This is a genomic window from Desulfuromonas sp. CSMB_57 (assembly GCF_020194955.2).
In the GTDB taxonomy this organism is placed as follows: domain Bacteria; phylum Desulfobacterota; class Desulfuromonadia; order Desulfuromonadales; family Syntrophotaleaceae; genus JAFCIY02.
The window spans coordinates 61684-79100 of the sequence record NZ_JAFCIY020000019.1 but is presented as its reverse complement, the minus strand read 5'-3'; the positions used below and the strand labels follow the sequence as shown (position 1 = coordinate 79100).

The window sequence follows — 17417 nt, the reverse complement described above, 5'->3', positions numbered from 1 at the left end:
AAGCGGGGACGACGTTCTGTGACGGCCTAGTGGGTTGCTGATCATCGAGGAGAGAGGTGGTCCCCGACTTTCGGACAGTGTTAAGGTGCAGAGAGGTGGACCCCGTCATTATAGGACAGGTTGGCGGCGGGAATAAGCAACCAAGGGGGCCGCACATCAAATTATGCGTTTATCAATTCTTCCATACTCCATCCCTTTTCTCTGGCCAAGGCTGCCGTGCCGTCAGGTCGTGCACCAGGGGCGGTCTTGCATCCAATTGCGCAGCATCGGATCAATCCAACCCTCAAGCCCCCGAGCCAACGTTGCAACCGAGTTAATTTGCATTGCTAGGCATCTTTCCTTTTATAGCCATACAGACCAGTCGCCGTAGTCATATGTTCCGCTGCCATGGTGCAATTTTCCCTCGTCCCGCAACTGCCGAAAAACATCACGCATTTGAACCAGAATCTCAGGCTTAATATTCAAAGTGTGATGCGCTGGAAAAACCTGTTTCACTGGCAGTGCCGACACCCGTTCCAGAGAGTTGAGATACGCCTCTGGATCAGTGGATGGAAAATAGGCAAAAAGCGTGTCTTTATAAACCAAGTCACCGGTAAAAAGATAGCCACGCTCCCTTTCCAAAAAACACATATGCCCCGGCGAATGGCCGGGCGTATGTACTATTTGCACAAAGCGATCTCCAATATCAATAATTTCATTATCATCAAGTACCTTTTTTGGTTTTCCCTGAAAAAATTCATACCTGTTTACATCATAACCTTCCGGCAGATCACAGCGATCAACAACCATGCCCTTGATCTGTTCCAACGTCAGAGGAAATTCTCCACTCAGCCAGTTCAGTTCATTCTTATGAGCATAAAAGTCTGGGAAAAATTTATGACCACCAATATGATCCCAGTGAATGTGGGTCGCTACAGCAACAATTGGCTTATCAGTCATCTTTATGACCTGTTCATTAATATCACAGATTCCAAGGCCTGTATCAATCAACAAACTGCGCTCAGAGCCATTCAAGAGATAACAATGCGTTTCCTCCCAGTGGCGATATTCGCTTATGATAAATGTTTCCTTGTCAATTTGATTTGTTGTAAACCAATCATTCATATAGATTTTTATTCCTGCTAATTATAAATTTAGTCCGAAAATAATAACCATTTCTCTACGGATGGAACATTGTAATCATTGATTTTATTCAATATTCCTTCTGGAGAAATGTCTTCCAAAAGCATATCCCTGTGCTCTTGCTTGATAAACCCTTCCTTGACAGCGAAATCAAAAAACGAAAGTAGCGAATTAAAGTAGCCACTTACATTTATGATACCACATGGTTTGCTACTCAAACCAAGCTGAGACCAGGTCAATAATTCCGTCACTTCTTCTATTGTCCCATATCCCCCAGGAAGGGCGATAAACCCGTCTGACAGCTCAAACATCATTGCTTTTCTGTCATGCATTGAATCAACAACATGCAACTCCGTCAGCCCCCGATGAGAGACCTTGTGGGCAAATGATTTAGGTATGACCCCAACGACGGTTCCTCCTGCCTGTAAAACAGTGTCCGCTACCTTGCCCATCAGGCCAACATCCGCGCCGCCGTATACAAGACCGATATTTCTTTTAGCCAAAACAGAACCCAGTTCTTCCGCAACTTTCATGTAAACAGGAGAGGAACCAGGGTTTGAACCACAATTGACGCATATCCTTTTCATAAACATTCCTTTTTTGCCATAACGACACGGCTCAGCCTTTGCCTATAGCGCGCCAGCGCTGTTGGCAATCCGTCTGTAGGCGTTTGATAAAACTCCGGCGCGAACCATGTTTAAATCGATGTACATCATACAACGGGCCAAATGGCAATCGGCAAAAACGGCCGTCGCATGATAGCGGCCTTCTCCAAAATTCCAAAGCCCCTTTGTTTTATTTTCTCTGATTGAATTCCTGCGCAACTCGCCCAGCCGCCAACTGCATGCTTGTGGCAATCTCGTTGCGCCCTCCATCTCTTACCAACAGATGGACGTGGTAAGAGGTAGCTGTTGATTCAACCTACCCCACTGAGCCGAATCATTGGCAGATTCCAGGGCACCGGAATCGTTAAAATGATTTTTTTCGCGCCACGAACATGTAGTTGCCGCCATGGACCGGTGGATCGGGCAGGGGGAAGTTTTCAGAACAAAAGCCGTGACGTGCGAGTAGTTTCGCGGCGCCATCGTAGGTTACGCCGGCAATGGTATCCGTTCTTTCGGGGCGGGATCTGGCCAGGTATCTGAAAGCGGCATGGATCACCCGGCATTTTTCCTCTTCGGGGAAGCGTTGCTCCATTTCCTCAATCAGTCTGTCGCAACGCTGGACCAGAAGCTGTTGGTCAAAACTTCCATCCACCAGAGTCGCACCAAAAAAAATGGCCACTCGCAGTTCCGATGCCCAAAAAAAAAGCTTCTTCTCGGTTGGTTTCGGAATCTGTCATTGCCGAGGCTTCAAATGCCTCGATCAGGGCCTCTTTGGTGCTTTCGTAGTGCAACCCCAAGTATTCCATAGACAATCGTCCGTACCTCCCTTCCCCGCTATGGGTACATGCCTTCCGATGCCAGATATATGGTTTGCTTCCAGTTGTAAGCGCCGCCGTATTGGCACGCCTCATATATCCCCTCATGATTCATGGCTCGCCTAGCCATGTCGCGCAGTTGGCGACGCAAATAGGATAAGTCCGGCATAAATCCTGCGGGACGCGGCGTAACATCTATTGCTTTAGAACAGGTTTTACTAGCCGCAAGCATTTTCCCGGTCGCACTGAGCGTTCCCATGTTCATCTTCCAGGTGTTGGCTTCCTGACCAAAGATATGAACTAATATAATACGCAAGTCTTTTTGTTCTCTTTCTGTCAGCTCAGCCATTTACTCCACCTCACTTTGTACATTAGTTGTTTTAACCGTACTCAGTATTTGCTTAAAACCATCAAAAGTCATGCCATTAGAAGCAATCCTGATGTACCTATTGTCAATCAAATCGGATATAACGTGGGCGAAATGCATTCCACTTACCGGGAAGTCAGAGCAATAAAATATAACTTGGCCACCCTTTTCTGATTTATAAACTTTTCGATTATTGCCGAACACCTGCTCCTTGATTAGCAAGGCTCGTTTTATTACCCAAGCGTCTTGAGAGTTTGTAGCTTTATCTAAATCGTCATTTGTCTTGTCAAAAATAAATCGGCTGTAGTCGGCGACTGAATATTGGCTATCCGCAGGCCAAGCGCCGTCAGCCAATAAACCCTCAGAGTCCAAACTGAAACTGATAAAGCTACCGTCTTCACTGAAGATGTAGAGATCACCGCCAAGCAGTCTATAGATGCGCTTAGGTGGATACGGCAGGGTAAAACTGAATTGGTCTATATCAACTAAATAGCGTCCATCACGCAGCAAGACAGGCCAAGGTGCTGGCTGCGCGACCTCATAGCAGGCACTACCCTCGCAGCTTGGAAGACCTGAAAGTGCCTGCTTGCCGATGCAGCCAGACAAAAAAGTCCCCAATAGGAGCAGTGCCAGGAAAATACGCGTAACACGATTCATACCCACATCCTCCTCGAATCCACTTCCATTCCGTTCCTGGAATCCGCAACAGGGCCCTTTTCGAATTCTCCTGTTTTCGTTGCGATTCATCGGTTACCTGGGCCAGGAAAGAGGGGGCCGAGTCGACAACCCCAGCACCGCCTCTGATTTTCTCTTTGGCTGAAGTCAGGGGATAAGGCATCATGGAGAGCCCGAGGAGCTTCTCTTCAAAATATCTGGTACAGGCAAGTAGACAGGTAAGTATCACATCTTTTTCTAATTATCAACAACTTAGTTATGGCAAAGACATGGTCCCGATCGAAGTCAGGAGCTGTGACCCTTGATCTTGACGACCCGGCAATGGTGCTGCAAACGGTCGAGAATGGAATATGGTTGGAGGTGGTTCAGGATTTGCGGGGAGAACCGCTTGCGAGCTTCGAGGAGCCAGGCAACGAACCGGGAGCGATCGTGGGCCAACTTCAGCAAAAACTCTTTTTTACGGCAGCAATGGGTGATGTGCCAGATGCAGCCTGGAATGTGATGACGAAGAGCTCTTGCACGCCCCCCCCCTCAAAGAATTACGTGGTATGTTGCGCCCGGCGCGTGTATGCGTGGTTTTCGTGCCATGGCAAGATGATATCCGGGATATTCAAGCTATCAGGTCCCGACCCTATTGTTCCTACGACCCTATTGTTCCTATTGTTCACTCCTACTGCTCACTCATCCCGCCTGAGGAAGGCCGCGATATTCAGCTATGACAACCAATTTTTCATCCATGTCCGTGCACACATAAGCATTAGGGCATCCGGATAACGTAGCAAGAAACATCAACGTAGGCGCTCAAAAAGGTGCCAGGGATACTCGTCTGGCTTAGCGCCTAATTCAGGTCTCGTCTTGTCTGAAAAAAATTCCAAATATCAGATGGAAATTCAAAAACAAAATCGGACTCTGCCGCTTCGAGCTCGCGCGGGCTTCCATAACCGTATTTCACGATTGCGGTCATTATACCGTTTCTTTTTCCTCCAATCACATCATGTATCCGGTCGCCCACCATAAGAGTCAAGCTGGGAACTAAATTCCATACTTGGATAATATGCGCCACCAGATCGCCTTTGTCACATAAGCGACCATCCAGTTCACTGCCGTGAATTCCATGAAAAAACTGCGTCAGACCAAAATGTTCAAGAATTCGGGTGGCAAAAATTGTCGGCTTGGAGGTGGCCAAAAACAACCGGCAATCTGATTCTCGTATTTTTTGAAGAGTCTGATCAATATCTGGATATACCTGGTTGTCGTAAATTCCAGATTCCGTGTATCTTTCCCGATAGTGGCTCAAAGCCAAATCCAACAATGCACCATCATTGCTTTCGAGCAATCGGGCGAAGGAATTTTTCAGAGGCGGACCAATACACCATAAAAGATCATCTTCAGATGGCGGTACCCTGCCAAGCCGCGCAAGAGAGAATTGAATACAACGAGTTATCCCTTCCCTGGGGTCAGTTAAAGTACCATCCAGATCAAAAAGCACGTTATGAATCATGGAAGATTTCCTTTACCGAACGTTTGGCATGAGAGGCGCGCGGCTTTCTGCGCGTCCTGTTCAATGCCGTGTTTAGCGCCGATTGACAACTGTGTATATTTTGATAATATACAACCATGATCGACTGGGCGCAGATAACGGGCTTTGACTGGGACCAAGGAAATTCGCGTAAGAACGCGAAAAAACATGGTGTTATCCAATCCGAAACTGAGCAAATTTTCTTCAATGAACCACTGCTGGTACTAGAAGATAGCAAGCATAGTCAAAGAGAGACTCGCTATCACGCCCTCGGTGAAACCGACGATGCACGCATGCTGCATATTACCTTCACATTGCGAGGTAACGGCACTCTGGTCCGAGTGATTTCCGCTCGTGATATGCACCGTAAAGAGAGAGCAATTTATGAGCAAATTAAAAAAGATGCCCGAGTTTAAATCTGAAGCAGAGGAAAGAGCATTCTGGGAAAGCCATGATTCCACCGACTACGTGGATTGGAGCCAGGCTCGGCCCGCTTCTTTTCCAAACCTGAAGCCCTCAACCAAAACAATATCGCTCCGCTTGCCGGAAGCTCTGCTTGATCGCATCAAAATCGAAGCGAACAAACGTGATATGCCTTATCAGTCGCTTATCAAGGCTTGGCTCGCAGAAGATGTGGAAGAAAGCCGCCATGCGCGATAATGCGCTCACGTTTCAGAGTTTTGGCGGCGGCAGAGCGCCGCCAAAACTCTGAAGCGTTATATTGCGCCGATGAAAAGTTAAGTCAATATTTCTAATAATTCCGATAACAATTTTCCACCCCCATTAGAATTGCTACCCGGAAACGCAAAACAGCCACCCGGCAAGAATGCCAGGTGGCTGACTTCATGACCCCGGCACCGAATCACGGGAAGCAACTCCAGGTGCCGTGCCGTCAGGTCGTGCACCAGGGTCGTTCTTGCATCCAATCGCGCAACATCGGCTCAATCCAACCCTCAAGCCCCCGAGCCAGGTAGAAACGGGGCAGGAGCAGGTCGTCACCGGGGGTTATCACGCCTTCTTTCCGAGCCGTCCGCTCCAGGGCCGTTCCCGGATAGATGCGGATTCCCGTCGTCAGCTTTAGCTGGTCGAGGGCCAGGGAATCGGCGAAAACCAGGCTTTCCTCTATGGACTCCCTGGTCTCGCCGGGTCCGCCCAGCAAAAGAAAGCCGGTCCGGCGGATACCATGGTCCCTGAGCAGGGCCGCGGCCGTCCGTACCTGGTCCAGGTCAAACTGTTTGTGGAAATTTCTCAGCATGGCGGGGCAGCCGCTTTCGAAGCCCAGGCTCGCCTCGACGCAGCCTGCCGCCGCCATCTTTGTCACCAGATCTGCATCCACCGAGCCCGGATAGAGAATGCAACGCCAGCGGATGCCAAGCCCGGCGGCGCCAAGAGCCGCGCAGAGTTCACGGGCGTAGGCTGGGGGCAAATTGAAGGTGCTGTCGACAAAGTAGAAGTGCTGGAAACCGGCGGCCACATGCGCGGCAATCCCCTGCAGGACCCCGGCAATGGGACGCTGCCTGATGACCGCCCCTTCGATGGCCGGGGTGCTGCAGTAGCTGCAGTCCATGGGACAGCCGCGCCGGGTCTGGAACGGCAGCCAGATCTCCGGCCGCAGACCGGCGGGTACGGTCCAGAGCGCCGGATCGGGCAGCGGCTGGGCGGCAAGCTCCGAACGCGCGGCGGCGCCGTTTTGGGGTAGCGCCCCGGGGCGCCAGAGACCGGCGATGCCGCCTGGGGGTTCGCCCCGCTCCAGGGCCCGAAGCAGGGCCGGAAACGCCTCTTCCCCGTCGCCGCAGATTCCAAAGTCGGCCCGCAGATAGCGCAGCGCCGCCTCGGGAAAGATGCTGTAGCCGGCACCGCCGACGACAATGGTCGCCGCGGACAGGGCTCGGCAGGTGGCGATGGTGGTGCGGGCCGTTTCCAGGAGGAAGCGCGGCTGTGCCCGGTTCTGGTCGTCGATGTTGCGAACGGAAATGCCGATCACCTGGGGAGCGCTTGCAGCAACGGCCTCCCTGATAAGGGACGGGCAGTCGTCACCCCCCATCAGATCGAGCATCCGCACGGCATGCCCGGCATTCCGGGTCGCCACGGCCACGCAGTTGAGCCCCAGCGGCAGGGGCGCCATGGCAATCGGTTCCGTATTAATGGAAATCAGCAGTACCCTCATGGAATACAAGAGTACCACAGTTCCTTGGCCAACGCTGTTCGTCGCCGCTGCCGTCCCCCTACCCCCTTCCCTCCCCCATCGTTTTAGGCTATCCTTCAAATTCCCTTGACAGCAGGGCATTATGCCCGGCATGCGACTTTATTTTTTTACAGCAAGGATCGGAGGTAATCCATGCGCGGTCTGCTCATCCGCTGGCTGGTTCTGACCCTGGCCATTCTGGCGGCGGCTTACCTGGTGGAAGGCATATCCGTAGCGGGCTTTTTCTCGGCCTTCTTCGCCGCGGCCATCCTTGGCATCCTCAATGCGCTGCTTAGGCCCTTTCTGCTGCTGGTGACCCTGCCCCTGAACATCCTGACCCTGGGGCTGTTTACCTTCGTCATCAATGCCCTGATGCTGCTCATGGCCTCGGGGGTCATCGGCGGCTTTCATGTCGCCGGTTTCTGGTGGGCGGTGTTCGGCTCCCTGATTATCAGCGCGGTCAGCTGGCTGCTGTCCACCCTGATCAACGACCAGGGTCGCATCGAGGTCATCGTACTGCGCAACCGTCGGGGACGCTGGCAATGATTGGCCCCACGCCGGTCCCCAACTCCAAGCCCACCTGCCGGTAAGCAAGGATTCGTCATGTTTCGTTCCCTCAGCGCTGCCTTTACCGGCGGCATCCTCGGCGCCCTGACGGTTTCCCTGCTGTACTGGGAACTGGTCCGTGACGGGGTCACGGCCTGGCTGGGCATCAGCCTGCGGCTGCCCCTCGATTTTGCCTCCCTCAGCCAACGACTGATCATCGGCGGTCTCTGGGGTCTGCTGCTGGCGCCGCCCTATTGGAAAAACCGCCCGGTCTGGCGCGGCCTGCTGGCCGGCGGAATCCTGGCCGCCTGGCTGCTGCTGTATTATCTGCCGCGCCATGGCCGCGGCCTCGGCGGCACCGGCTACGGCCGCATGACCCCGGTCGTGCTGCTGGCCATCAGCCTGCTGTGGGGTCTGGTGGCCGCCTTCTGGAACCGGCAGGCGGCGCGCTGATGCCCGCGTTGGAGCCAATGCTCCAATCCTTATACCCTTCGACTGGCGCCGAGGCCGACCCGGCGCCACACTTTTTGAGCCAAACACCTGGAGGTAAAAGTGAAACAAAAAGCTCTGTCGATCCTGATCCTGATGGTTATCGGTCTGGGGACCGGCTTTCTGTTCCTGCGCGACAAGCACGCCCCCGCCCTCACCCTGCAGCCCGAGAACGGTCTGGTTTCGGTTCGCCGCCCGCCGGTGCTGACCCTCGAGGACCCGGGTACCGGACTGAAAAGCCTGGCCATCACCCTGTCCCAGAACGGCAAGGTCACCGAATTGGTCAATGAATCCTTTGCCAAGGGCACGGAGCGCCATCAGGTCACCCTGGATCTGGCCAAATCCGGCATCCAGGAAGGACCCTTCAGCCTGCAGGTGGAGGCTCGGGATCATGCTTTCTGGAGGAACAAAACCAGCCAGCGCCTCGATTTGAAGAGCGATTTGCGCCCGCCCAGCATTTCGGTGCTGTCCACCGCCCACAATGTCTATCAGGGCGGCAGCGGGCTGGTCCTGTATCGTGTTTCCAAGGAGGTCGAACGCACCGGGGTGCAGATCGGCAAGCATTTTTTCCCCGCCTTCCAGCAAGAAAACGGGGTCTGGGCCTGCCTGTTCCCCTTTCCCCATGACCTGGAGCGCGGCGATTTCGTCCCCCGCCTGGTGGCAACGGACCTGGCCGGCAACGAACGCACCGGCGGCTTTTTCTACAATACCCTGGGGCGTCCGGCGCGCGCCGACCGGATCAACATCAGCCGCCAGTTCCTGGACAACAAGATGCCGGAATTCCAGCACTATTTCCCGGGAACCACCGATTCTCTGGAACTCTTCCTGCGCGTCAACCGGGAAATGCGCGACAGCAACCGGGCCCGACTCAACAAGTTGGCGGCCCAGACCGCGCCGCGCCCCCTCTGGCAGGGTCCGTTTCTGCGCCTGCCCAACTCCGCCCAAAGGGCCGATTTCGCCGACCGGCGCAGCTACTACCTGGACGGCCAGTTGATCGACGAACAGACCCACATGGGCATCGACCTGGCGTCCCTGGCCAACTCCCCGGTGCCGGCCGCCAACAGCGGCGTGGTGGTCATGACCGAGGATCTGGGCATCTACGGCCAATGCATCGTCATCGATCACGGACTGGGTCTGCAGAGCCTGTATGCCCACCTTAGCAGCATGGCGGTGAAAGTCGGCGACCAGGTGGAAAAGGGCCAGATTATCGGCAACACCGGAGCCACCGGCATGGCCGCCGGCGATCACCTCCATTACGAAATGCTGGTGGGCGGCCTGTCGGTACATCCCCGGGAATGGTGGGATGCCGGCTGGGTGACCAACAACTTCACCGCCAAGTGGGACCAGGCCATGGGACAAGCCGCCGGGCAGCAGTAATGTTCCTGTAAAACGCAGAAGGGCTGCCTTTCGGCAGCCCTTCAAACCACCCGCACCCGGGCGAACCCGCCGCCGGGAGTGCGCAGGTTGGTCACCTGCCCCCGATACAGCCGGGCGCCCAATCCCAGCACCTGGTCGCGATAGGCATAAAGCCGCAGATCGGTTTTCATCGGCTCGCCATGGGAACCGCCGGGGGTCAGGGAAGGCGGCACCAGATCCTGCACCAGGGTCTGATCCGCCGGCAGCGCCTCGAAACGACCCCGGGTCAGCTTGTCCCCCACCAGCACGCCGCGGCTGCCGTAGCGATCGACTGGCTTGAATACCAGCGACTTTCTCTGCGGCCACAGCTCGTTCGCCGCCAGATCGGCCAGCAGGCGACTGCGCGGCACCACCTGAAGCAACAACTCCTGTTCCGTCTGACTCAAGCCCAACTGCGCCAAAATTTCCACGTCGGACCACAGGACCATACGCCGCTTGTCCCCCAACAGCCCGTAGACGAAGGGATTGGGTGACAGACACACCTCGCCCGTCAGGTAGGCGGCCCGAATACCCGCCATGGCGGCGCTTTCCAGATAGAAATCACAATGCCGATTGTAAATCAGGTCGATGCGCTCGCCGTCCAGCCAGACACCGCCGCCATCGGCATGCAGTCGAACCGGATCGACCACCTGGGCCGCCGTGCCCCATTCCTGAAACAGCTCGGCGAAGGCCTGCATTTCGGCATACAGGAATTGCGTCTCCGGCTCTTCGTCCAGGATGACGACGCGGCGCGGACGCGCCAGCGCCCCGCCACTGAAACGGGCCATCTCGGCAGCGAAGGGTTCCAGAAAGGCTCGCCGCAACCGACCGGTGGCCCGTCGCGCGTCCTGCAGCGAGGGGAAATGGGCGAGGGCGGCCAGCAGGCCGCCGCCGGCATTGGTATTGACCTCGATGAGCCGCGGTCCGTCGGCGGTCAGGTGAAAATCGTAGCCCATCATGACTGCGTCGTGACCGGGGTCGAAACGGGCCGATTCCGGCACCAGGGGGAGCACCGTCGCCCGGTAGGCCGGCAGCCCGCTAAGGCGGAACAGGGTTCGCACGGTGCGCAGCATGGTGCGCAAATCCCGACGCGGCAGGTCCACGGTCAGATCGCTGATAACGTCACGGTATAGGGGCATGGGTCAGACTGAAGTCCGAAGGCTGAAGGGCATAATCAGACTGAAGGCTGAAGTCCGAAGGCTGAAGTAAAGGCAGGATACGTGCCCTACCTGCTGCCTGATTGCAACGAATGGATAGCCTTTATTCATCTTTGCACCTCTTGAAACTGTCATAACCAACGCGCCCTTCCGCCTTCCGCCTTCCGCCTTCCGCCTTCCGCCTTCCGCCTTCAGGCTTCAGGCTTCAGGCTTCAGACTTCAGCCTGCCTTATCATCCTTCAGCCTGCCCTTAACCTTCTTGCCATCCGCTCCAAAGCTTCCTGCAGAACCGGACGGGGACAGCCGAAATTGAGGCGTACGAAACCGGGAGCGCCGAACTCGCGGCCATCGGAAAGCCCCACGCCGCCTTCTTCAAAAACCTGTGCCGGGTTTTCCCAGCCCGTATCCCGGGCGTCGATCCAGGTCAGGTAGGTGGCCTCTACGGGCGTGGTGCGCAAGCCAGGCATGGTTGCCACGGCCGCTTCCACCAGATCGCGGTTGCCGCGCAGGTAGTCGAGCAGGGCGGCGAGCCAGTCGGCGCTGTCGCGGTAGGCGGCCAGGGCGGCGGCGTACCCGAACAGGTTGACGTGGGGGACGATGCCGGCCATGGCCCGCCGGAACCGGGCCCGCAAGGCGGGGTCGGGAATTAGGGCGAAGGCGCAGTTGAGGCCCGGCAGATTGAAAGACTTGCTGGGTGCCATGAGGGTGATGGTACGCCGCGCCACGGCCGCATCAAGGGTGGCCGTCGGCAAGTGCCTGCAGCCCGGCTCCAGGACCAGATCGGCGTGAATTTCGTCGGAGCACAGCACCAGGTCGTGGCGCAGGCATAAATCGGCCAGGCGTTCCAATTCGTCCCGAGACCAGACCCGGCCGGTGGGATTGTGGGGACTGCACCAGAGCAACAGCCGACTGGCCGGCGTCAGGGCCCTTTCCAGGGCGACGAAATCGATGCCCCAGCGTTCTGCCTCACGTACCATGGGCACCGTAACCAAGCGGCGCCCGGACAATTCCGGAGCGGAGAGAAAGGGCGGGTAGATGGGGGTCAGGGTCAGTACCTCGGCGCCCTCGCCGCCCACCGCCCGGCAGGCCACGTTCAGCCCCACCACCAAACCGGGCAACCAGACCAGTTCCTCGGCCGCAACCCGCCAGCCGTAGCGCTCCAGGAGCCAGGCCTGAACCGCTTCCACCAAGGCGGCGGGAGCATGGCTGTAGCCGAAAACGCCATGGGCGGCCCGCTCCTGCAAGGCCTCGATAACCGCCGGCGGCGAGGCGAAATCCATGTCCGCCACCCACAGGGGCAGCACGTCGCGGCCGGCATAGCGATCCCACTTGAGGGAACCGGTGCCCCGACGGTCGACGAGGCGGTTGAAATCAAATCTGGTTGTCACCGAAACCTCGCTGCGGCTGGCCGTAGCTGGCGAACTTGGCCAGCACCCGCTCCATCTCCGCTTCGGGCAGAATCACCGGCTCGCCCACGGACCGCGCCTGATAATAGATGCGCGCCACCAGTTCGATCTCCTCGGCGACGTTGAAGGCCCGCGCCAGGTCCGTCCCCACCGACACCAAGCCATGGTTGGCCAGCAGCACGGCATTGAAGCTGCCGATGCCGCGCACCACATGCTCCGCAAGTTGCGGGGTACCGAAGGTGGCATAGGGCGCCAGGGGCACCTTGTGCCCGGAAAATCCCACCAGGTAATGCACCGCCGGGATCTCCCAGCCCAGACAGGCCATGGTGGTGGCATAGACGGAATGGGTATGCACCACGGCCGCGATCTCGGGCCGGCTGCGGTACAGGGCCAGGTGAAAATCCAGTTCGCTGGACGGCTTGCAACGTCCCTCCACCACATAGCCGTCGCCGTCGACTACCACCACGTCCTTGGCCTGCAGATCGAAATAGTCGATGCCGCTCGGGCTGATGGCGATAAGGCCGGCGGCCCGGTCGCAAACGCTCAAATTGCCGCCGGCGCCGGTGGTCAGCTGCGAGGTGATGAGTTTGCGTCCAAAACGGACGATGGCTTCCCGCTGGGGTTGCAGGCGCATGCGTTCTCCTCAAACCTGGATGTCGATATTTTTTTTAACCGTTCAGCAGCGGTGGAGAAGGGTCTCGCGCCCCCCACACCGAGACCCTTTGTAAACCATTGCCGTTCTTAATAGGCAGCGACAAAGCCGCATCAAGCCAGAAAATTTTTCAGGCCGGTAAAGAAGATCTGCGCGGCGATGGCCGACACGAACAGGCCGGTGAGCTTGGTCAGGATGTTCAACCCCTGCTGCCCGATGAGACGCTCCAGACGTCCGGCCATAACCAGCAGCAGGCCGACGGTCAGCACCGCCGCCAGCATGGCGCCGGCCGAAACCAGGCGCTCGGCCAGTGTCAGGGGCTCGGCCGCCATGACCAGCAGGGCGCCGATGGTGCCGGGACCGACGGCGATGGGGATGGCCAGGGGCACCACGGCCACATCCTCGCCCGGACCGGGCGGCGTCACCGAGGCCGGTCCGCGCACCATGCCCACTGCGGACAGAAACAGCACCGCCCCGGCGCCGATGCGAAAGGCATCAAGGGTGATGCCGAACAGGGCGAAAATCCGCTGCCCGAACAGGTAAAGAACGAACAGGGCGGCAATGATGGCCACCGTCACCTTGCCGGCGATGCGCTGCCGCTCCCCCGGCGACATGCCCCGGGTCAGGGACAGAAAGGCCGAGCTGACGAAAAACGGCGTCAGGATGACGAACAGTTTGAGATAGACCTGTAAAAACATGGCAGCCATCGGAGGTTAACCTTCAGTCATCAGTCTTCAGCCTGCCTTTGATCAGCCTTCCACACCGCATAACGACCGCGAAAATTCACCTTGACCTCATCCCCCTGCAGCACCTCCACGGTCAGGGCCACCCGGCCCCGTCCGCGCGCTCTCAAGGTTGTGGATAACCTTTCGCACGCCACCTCGTCCGGCACCGTGCAGCGCGCCGTGAAGTCCCCGGTGACGGGACGCAGATAGCGCAGTTCGCTTTCGAAGATCGCCACTTGGCAAGGACCGGCCAATTTTTCGGCCAGCAGGGTGGCCAGGGCCCAGCCGGCCAAAGTCGCCAGGGTTGCCAGGGAACCGGCGAAACCGGTCCCCTTGTCGTTGTGGTTGGGCGCCAGGGGCGCGCCCAGGAGCAGGGCCCGCCCATCCCAGGCGACGACTTCAACCCCCATGACCCGCGCCATGGGGATGGCGGCGAACAGGCGCTCGGTCAAACTCTGGAGTAAGAGGCTCGACATGGGGTATTTCCTGCAGTCCCCTTCCCCCTGGCGCGACGGAAATCGCCCGTGTCAGATAATGTCACCATGATAGTCCTGCAGGCTGCGCACCTCGCCCTTGCCGGCCAGTTTGGCGGCAATGCCCTTGGCCGCCGCAATGGCCGCCGCCGTAGTGGTCATGTAGGCCACCTTGTAGCGAATCGCCGTTTTGCGGATATAGCTGTCGTCATGCGCACTGAGCTTGCCGCTGGGCGTGTTGACCACCAGCTGGATTTCGCCGTTCTTGATGGCATCGCTGATATTGGGCCGACCTTCGTGTTCCTTGAGAATCACCTCAGCGGCGATACCGTGCTCCTGCAGATACTGGCAGGTGCCGCGCGTGGCGCGCAGGCTGAAGCCCAGTTCGGCGAAGCGCCGCGCCGCTTCCAGTCCGCCGGCCCGCTCCCGCTCCGAAACGCTGATGAGCACCGCTCCAGCCAGCGGCAAAGGCGAATTTGCCGCCTCCTGGGCTTTGAAGAAGGCCAGGCCGGGGTTGTCCGCCAGCCCCAGCACCTCGCCCGTGGAACGCATTTCCGGGCCCAACACCGGATCCACCTCGGGGAACATGTTGAAGGGGAAAACCGCTTCCTTGACCCCGAAATGGGGCACCGGCCGGCGCTGCAGATGGAGATCGGCCAACCGGGCGCCCAACATCACCTGGGTGGCCAGGCGCGCCATGGGAATGTTGCAGACCTTGCTGACCAAGGGTACGGTGCGGCTGGCGCGGGGGTTGGCCTCAAGAATGTAGACCGTATCGCCGGCGATGGCATACTGGATGTTCATCAGCCCGACCACGCCCATGGCCACGGCGATCTTGCGGGTATATTCCTCGATGGTTTCCAGGTGCTTCTGGGGGATGCTGACCGGCGGAATGACGCAGGCCGAGTCCCCGGAATGGATGCCGGCCAGCTCGATGTGCTCCATGACCGCCGGCACGAAGGCGTCCTGGCCGTCGGCGATGGCGTCGGCCTCGGCCTCGATGGCGTCTTCGAGAAACTGGTCGATGAGAATCGGCCGCTCGGGCGACACGTCCACCGCCTTGTCCATGTATTCCCGCAGCATGGCCTCGTCATGCACCACTTCCATGGCCCGACCGCCGAGCACGTAGGAGGGCCGGACGATGAGGGGATAGCCGATATCGGCGGCGATGGTCAGGGCTTGATCGACGGTGCTGGCCATGCCGGAGCGCGGCTGGGGGATGCCGAGTTGCTGCATGACCCGGTTGAACTGGTCCCGATCCTCGGCCAGGTCGATGGTCTGCGGCGAGGTGCCGATGATGCGCACGCCGTTGGCCGCCAGTTCGGCCGCCACGTTCAGGGGCGTCTGGCCGCCGAACTGGACGATGACCCCTTCCGGCTGCTCCTTTTCGTAGATGGCCAGTACATCCTCGACGGTCAGGGGCTCGAAGTAGAGCTTGTTGGAGGTGTCGTAGTCGGTGGACACCGTCTCCGGGTTGCAGTTGACCATGATGGATTCGTAGCCCAGATCGCGCAGAGCGAAGGCGGCATGCACGCAGCAGTAGTCGAACTCGATGCCCTGACCGATGCGGTTGGGACCGCCGCCGAGCACCATGATCTTGCGGCCCGGCCCGGCGGAGGTCCGGTCCTCGGCATTGTAGGTGGAATAGTAATAGGCGGCATCCTCCACGCCGCTGACCGGCACCGGTTCCCAAGCCTCGGCAACGCCCAGTTCCAGGCGACGGCGACGCAGGTCGGCTTCCGCCAGGCCGAGGATTTTCGCCAGGTAGCGATCGGCGAAACCATCGCGCTTGGCGGCGATGAGCAGCTCATCCGCCGGCATTGTGCCCTTGGCGGCCAGCAGCCGCTCCTCGAGTTCGACCAGTTCCCGCATCTGCTCGATGAACCAGGCCTTGATATGGGTCAGCCGCTGCAGCGTTTCCGTATCGGCCCCTTTGCGCAGGGCCTCGTAGAGGATGAACTGCCGCTCGCTGGTCGGTTCGACCAGCAGATCGAGCAACTCCGGCAGGCCGCGGGCGTTGTAATCCTTGGCAAAGCCCAGACCGTAGCGGCCCGATTCCAGGGAACGGATGGCTTTCTGCAGGGCTTCCTTGTAGTTCTTGCCGATGCTCATGACCTCGCCCACGGCACGCATCTGGGTCCCCAGCTTGTCCTGCACGCCGCGGAATTTCTCGAAGGCCCAGCGGGCGAACTTGACCACCACGTAGTCGCCGCTCGGCGTGTATTTTTCCAGGGTCCCGTCCCGCCAGTAGGGGATTTCATCCAGAGTCAGGCCGGCCGCCAGCAGGGCGGATACCAGGGCGATGGGAAAGCCCGTCGCCTTGGAGGCCAGAGCCGAGGAGCGCGAAGTGCGGGGATTGATTTCGATGACCACCACCCGGCCGGTCTGCGGATCGTGGGCGAACTGGACATTGGTGCCGCCGATGACCTCGATGGCCTCGACAATGTCGTAGGCGTATTTCTGCAGGCGCTGCTGCAACGCCTCGCCGATGGTCAGCATGGGCGCGGTGCAGAAGGAATCGCCGGTATGTACCCCCATGGCATCGACGTTTTCGATAAAGCAGACCGTGATCTTCTGGTTCTTGGCGTCGCGCACCACCTCCAGTTCCAATTCTTCCCAGCCGATAACCGATTCCTCGACCAGCACCTGGCCGACCAGGCTGGCCGACAGACCGCGGGCCATGACGGTGCGCAGTTCCTCCATGTTGTAGACGATGCCGCCGCCGGTACCGCCCATGGTGTAGGCCGGCCGCAGCACCACCGGCAGGCCGAGGCGGTCGGCAATCTGTTCGGCTTCCTCGATACTGGTGGCGATTTCGCTGCGCGCCACCTCGATGCCGAGACGGGCCATGGTGTCCTTGAAGGCCTGACGGTCCTCGCCACGCTCGATGGCATCGATATTGACGCCGATGACCTTGACGCCGTACTGCTCCAACACCCCCTGCTTGGCCAGTGCCGAGGCCAGGTTCAGGGCCGACTGGCCGCCCAGGTTGGGCAGCAGGGCATCCGGCCGTTCCTTGGCGATGATTTCCGTAATGGTCGGTACGTTTAGGGCTTCGATGTAGGTGACATCGGCCATGACCGGATCGGTCATGATGGTGGCCGGATTGGAATTGACCAGTACGATTTCATAACCGAGCTTTTTCAGGGCTTTGCAGGCCTGAGTGCCGGAATAATCGAACTCGCAGGCCTGGCCGATGATGATCGGCCCGGACCCGATGATGAGAATTTTCCTGATGTCTTCACGCTTGGGCATGCACGCCTCCCTGAAAAAAACCCTGCCAACA

At 58.3% G+C, this 17417-nt stretch carries 18 protein-coding genes and 1 pseudogene; 5 read left to right on the top strand and 14 right to left on the bottom strand.

What is annotated here, in order from left to right; genetic code table 11:
• Nucleotides 1–342: 342 nt before the first annotated feature.
• The 7 genes and pseudogenes from JQN68_RS04725 to JQN68_RS04700 form a co-directional block, all read right to left on the bottom strand.
• Nucleotides 343–1104 carry an MBL fold metallo-hydrolase gene (locus JQN68_RS04725; RefSeq protein WP_225073795.1) on the bottom strand — a complete coding sequence of 254 codons (762 nt, stop codon included), beginning with the start codon at nucleotides 1102–1104 and terminating at the stop codon, nucleotides 343–345.
• 29 nt (nucleotides 1105–1133) lie between these two features.
• Complete coding sequence (locus JQN68_RS04720) at nucleotides 1134–1709, bottom strand: LOG family protein (protein ID WP_225073794.1); 576 nt, start codon at nucleotides 1707–1709, stop codon at nucleotides 1134–1136.
• An 81-nt stretch (nucleotides 1710–1790) separates the two neighbouring features.
• Nucleotides 1791–2028, bottom strand: a pseudogene (locus JQN68_RS14695) (transposase); the annotation flags it as partial.
• Between the two features lie 63 nt (nucleotides 2029–2091).
• Nucleotides 2092–2406 carry a hypothetical protein gene (locus JQN68_RS04715; protein ID WP_225073793.1) on the bottom strand — a complete coding sequence of 105 codons (315 nt, stop codon included), beginning with the start codon at nucleotides 2404–2406 and terminating at the stop codon, nucleotides 2092–2094.
• Nucleotides 2407–2561: 155 nt separating this feature from the next.
• Nucleotides 2562–2891 (bottom strand): hypothetical protein, encoded by a 330-nt coding sequence (locus JQN68_RS04710; protein WP_225073792.1) that lies wholly within the window; start codon nucleotides 2889–2891, stop codon nucleotides 2562–2564.
• Nucleotides 2892–3566 (bottom strand): hypothetical protein, encoded by a 675-nt coding sequence (locus JQN68_RS04705; protein WP_225073791.1) that lies wholly within the window; start codon nucleotides 3564–3566, stop codon nucleotides 2892–2894.
• Nucleotides 3567–4422: 856 nt separating this feature from the next.
• Nucleotides 4423–5085, bottom strand: a complete 663-nt coding sequence (locus JQN68_RS04700) for an HAD hydrolase-like protein (protein ID WP_249621035.1) — start codon at nucleotides 5083–5085, stop codon at nucleotides 4423–4425.
• A gap of 116 nt (nucleotides 5086–5201) precedes the next feature.
• Between JQN68_RS04700 and JQN68_RS04695 the strand changes: the two genes are divergently transcribed.
• The gene (locus JQN68_RS04695) at nucleotides 5202–5519 is read left to right on the top strand and encodes a BrnT family toxin (RefSeq protein ID WP_225073103.1); all 318 of its coding nucleotides are present in this window, start codon (nucleotides 5202–5204) and stop codon (nucleotides 5517–5519) included.
• Nucleotides 5488–5763 carry a BrnA antitoxin family protein gene (locus tag JQN68_RS04690; protein WP_225073102.1) on the top strand — a complete coding sequence of 92 codons (276 nt, stop codon included), beginning with the start codon at nucleotides 5488–5490 and terminating at the stop codon, nucleotides 5761–5763. The genes JQN68_RS04695 and JQN68_RS04690 overlap by 32 nt, the downstream gene beginning before the upstream one ends.
• A gap of 232 nt (nucleotides 5764–5995) precedes the next feature.
• Here JQN68_RS04690 and JQN68_RS04685 read toward each other — a convergent pair whose 3' ends face one another.
• Nucleotides 5996–7288 carry a B12-binding domain-containing radical SAM protein gene (locus tag JQN68_RS04685; RefSeq protein ID WP_249621034.1) on the bottom strand — a complete coding sequence of 431 codons (1293 nt, stop codon included), beginning with the start codon at nucleotides 7286–7288 and terminating at the stop codon, nucleotides 5996–5998.
• Between the two features lie 153 nt (nucleotides 7289–7441).
• Here JQN68_RS04685 and JQN68_RS04680 point away from each other — a divergent pair, with 153 nt between their 5' ends.
• The 3 genes from JQN68_RS04680 (at nucleotide 7442) to JQN68_RS14690 (ending at nucleotide 9700) form a co-directional block, all read left to right on the top strand.
• The gene (locus JQN68_RS04680; RefSeq protein ID WP_225073100.1) at nucleotides 7442–7834 is read left to right on the top strand and encodes a phage holin family protein; all 393 of its coding nucleotides are present in this window, start codon (nucleotides 7442–7444) and stop codon (nucleotides 7832–7834) included.
• Between the two features lie 57 nt (nucleotides 7835–7891).
• Nucleotides 7892–8287, top strand: a complete 396-nt coding sequence (locus tag JQN68_RS04675; protein WP_225073099.1) for a hypothetical protein — start codon at nucleotides 7892–7894, stop codon at nucleotides 8285–8287.
• A 99-nt stretch (nucleotides 8288–8386) separates the two neighbouring features.
• Complete coding sequence (locus tag JQN68_RS14690) at nucleotides 8387–9700, top strand: M23 family metallopeptidase (RefSeq protein WP_225073098.1); 1314 nt, start codon at nucleotides 8387–8389, stop codon at nucleotides 9698–9700.
• A gap of 41 nt (nucleotides 9701–9741) precedes the next feature.
• Here JQN68_RS14690 and JQN68_RS04665 read toward each other — a convergent pair whose 3' ends face one another.
• The 6 genes from JQN68_RS04665 to carB form a co-directional block, all read right to left on the bottom strand.
• Nucleotides 9742–10857, bottom strand: coding sequence for a hypothetical protein (locus JQN68_RS04665; protein WP_225073097.1), 1116 nt, complete (start codon nucleotides 10855–10857; stop codon nucleotides 9742–9744).
• Between the two features lie 257 nt (nucleotides 10858–11114).
• The gene (locus tag JQN68_RS04660; protein WP_225073096.1) at nucleotides 11115–12263 is read right to left on the bottom strand and encodes a MalY/PatB family protein; all 1149 of its coding nucleotides are present in this window, start codon (nucleotides 12261–12263) and stop codon (nucleotides 11115–11117) included.
• The gene (locus tag JQN68_RS04655; protein WP_225073095.1) at nucleotides 12247–12915 is read right to left on the bottom strand and encodes an L-fuculose-phosphate aldolase; all 669 of its coding nucleotides are present in this window, start codon (nucleotides 12913–12915) and stop codon (nucleotides 12247–12249) included. The genes JQN68_RS04660 and JQN68_RS04655 overlap by 17 nt, the downstream gene beginning before the upstream one ends.
• 131 nt (nucleotides 12916–13046) lie before the next feature.
• Nucleotides 13047–13640 (bottom strand): MarC family protein, encoded by a 594-nt coding sequence (locus JQN68_RS04650; RefSeq protein ID WP_225073094.1) that lies wholly within the window; start codon nucleotides 13638–13640, stop codon nucleotides 13047–13049.
• 20 nt (nucleotides 13641–13660) lie between these two features.
• Nucleotides 13661–14134: a YiiD C-terminal domain-containing protein gene (locus tag JQN68_RS04645; protein ID WP_225073093.1), complete on the bottom strand. Its 474-nt coding sequence runs from the start codon at nucleotides 14132–14134 to the stop codon at nucleotides 13661–13663.
• A 51-nt stretch (nucleotides 14135–14185) separates the two neighbouring features.
• Nucleotides 14186–17386: a carbamoyl-phosphate synthase large subunit gene (gene carB, locus JQN68_RS04640; RefSeq protein WP_225073092.1), complete on the bottom strand. Its 3201-nt coding sequence runs from the start codon at nucleotides 17384–17386 to the stop codon at nucleotides 14186–14188.
• Nucleotides 17387–17417: the final 31 nt, after the last annotated feature.

Excerpts from the sequence above, each read along its gene's own strand:
- carB (WP_225073092.1), bottom strand. The coding sequence starts at position 17,386 with ATGCCCAAGCGTGAAGACATCAGGAAAATTCTCATCATCGGGTCCGGG.
- JQN68_RS04675 (WP_225073099.1), top strand. The coding sequence starts at position 7,892 with ATGTTTCGTTCCCTCAGCGCTGCCTTTACCGGCGGCATCCTCGGCGCC.
- JQN68_RS04690 (WP_225073102.1), top strand. The coding sequence starts at position 5,488 with ATGAGCAAATTAAAAAAGATGCCCGAGTTTAAATCTGAAGCAGAGGAA.
- JQN68_RS04720 (WP_225073794.1), bottom strand. The coding sequence starts at position 1,709 with ATGAAAAGGATATGCGTCAATTGTGGTTCAAACCCTGGTTCCTCTCCT.
- JQN68_RS04655 (WP_225073095.1), bottom strand. The coding sequence starts at position 12,915 with ATGCGCCTGCAACCCCAGCGGGAAGCCATCGTCCGTTTTGGACGCAAA.
- JQN68_RS04695 (WP_225073103.1), top strand. The coding sequence starts at position 5,202 with ATGATCGACTGGGCGCAGATAACGGGCTTTGACTGGGACCAAGGAAAT.
- JQN68_RS04705 (WP_225073791.1), bottom strand. The coding sequence starts at position 3,566 with ATGAATCGTGTTACGCGTATTTTCCTGGCACTGCTCCTATTGGGGACT.
- JQN68_RS04645 (WP_225073093.1), bottom strand. The coding sequence starts at position 14,134 with ATGTCGAGCCTCTTACTCCAGAGTTTGACCGAGCGCCTGTTCGCCGCC.
- JQN68_RS04680 (WP_225073100.1), top strand. The coding sequence starts at position 7,442 with ATGCGCGGTCTGCTCATCCGCTGGCTGGTTCTGACCCTGGCCATTCTG.
- JQN68_RS04725 (WP_225073795.1), bottom strand. The coding sequence starts at position 1,104 with ATGAATGATTGGTTTACAACAAATCAAATTGACAAGGAAACATTTATC.
- JQN68_RS04665 (WP_225073097.1), bottom strand. The coding sequence starts at position 10,857 with ATGCCCCTATACCGTGACGTTATCAGCGATCTGACCGTGGACCTGCCG.
- JQN68_RS04700 (WP_249621035.1), bottom strand. The coding sequence starts at position 5,085 with ATGATTCATAACGTGCTTTTTGATCTGGATGGTACTTTAACTGACCCC.
- JQN68_RS04710 (WP_225073792.1), bottom strand. The coding sequence starts at position 2,891 with ATGGCTGAGCTGACAGAAAGAGAACAAAAAGACTTGCGTATTATATTA.
- JQN68_RS04650 (WP_225073094.1), bottom strand. The coding sequence starts at position 13,640 with ATGGCTGCCATGTTTTTACAGGTCTATCTCAAACTGTTCGTCATCCTG.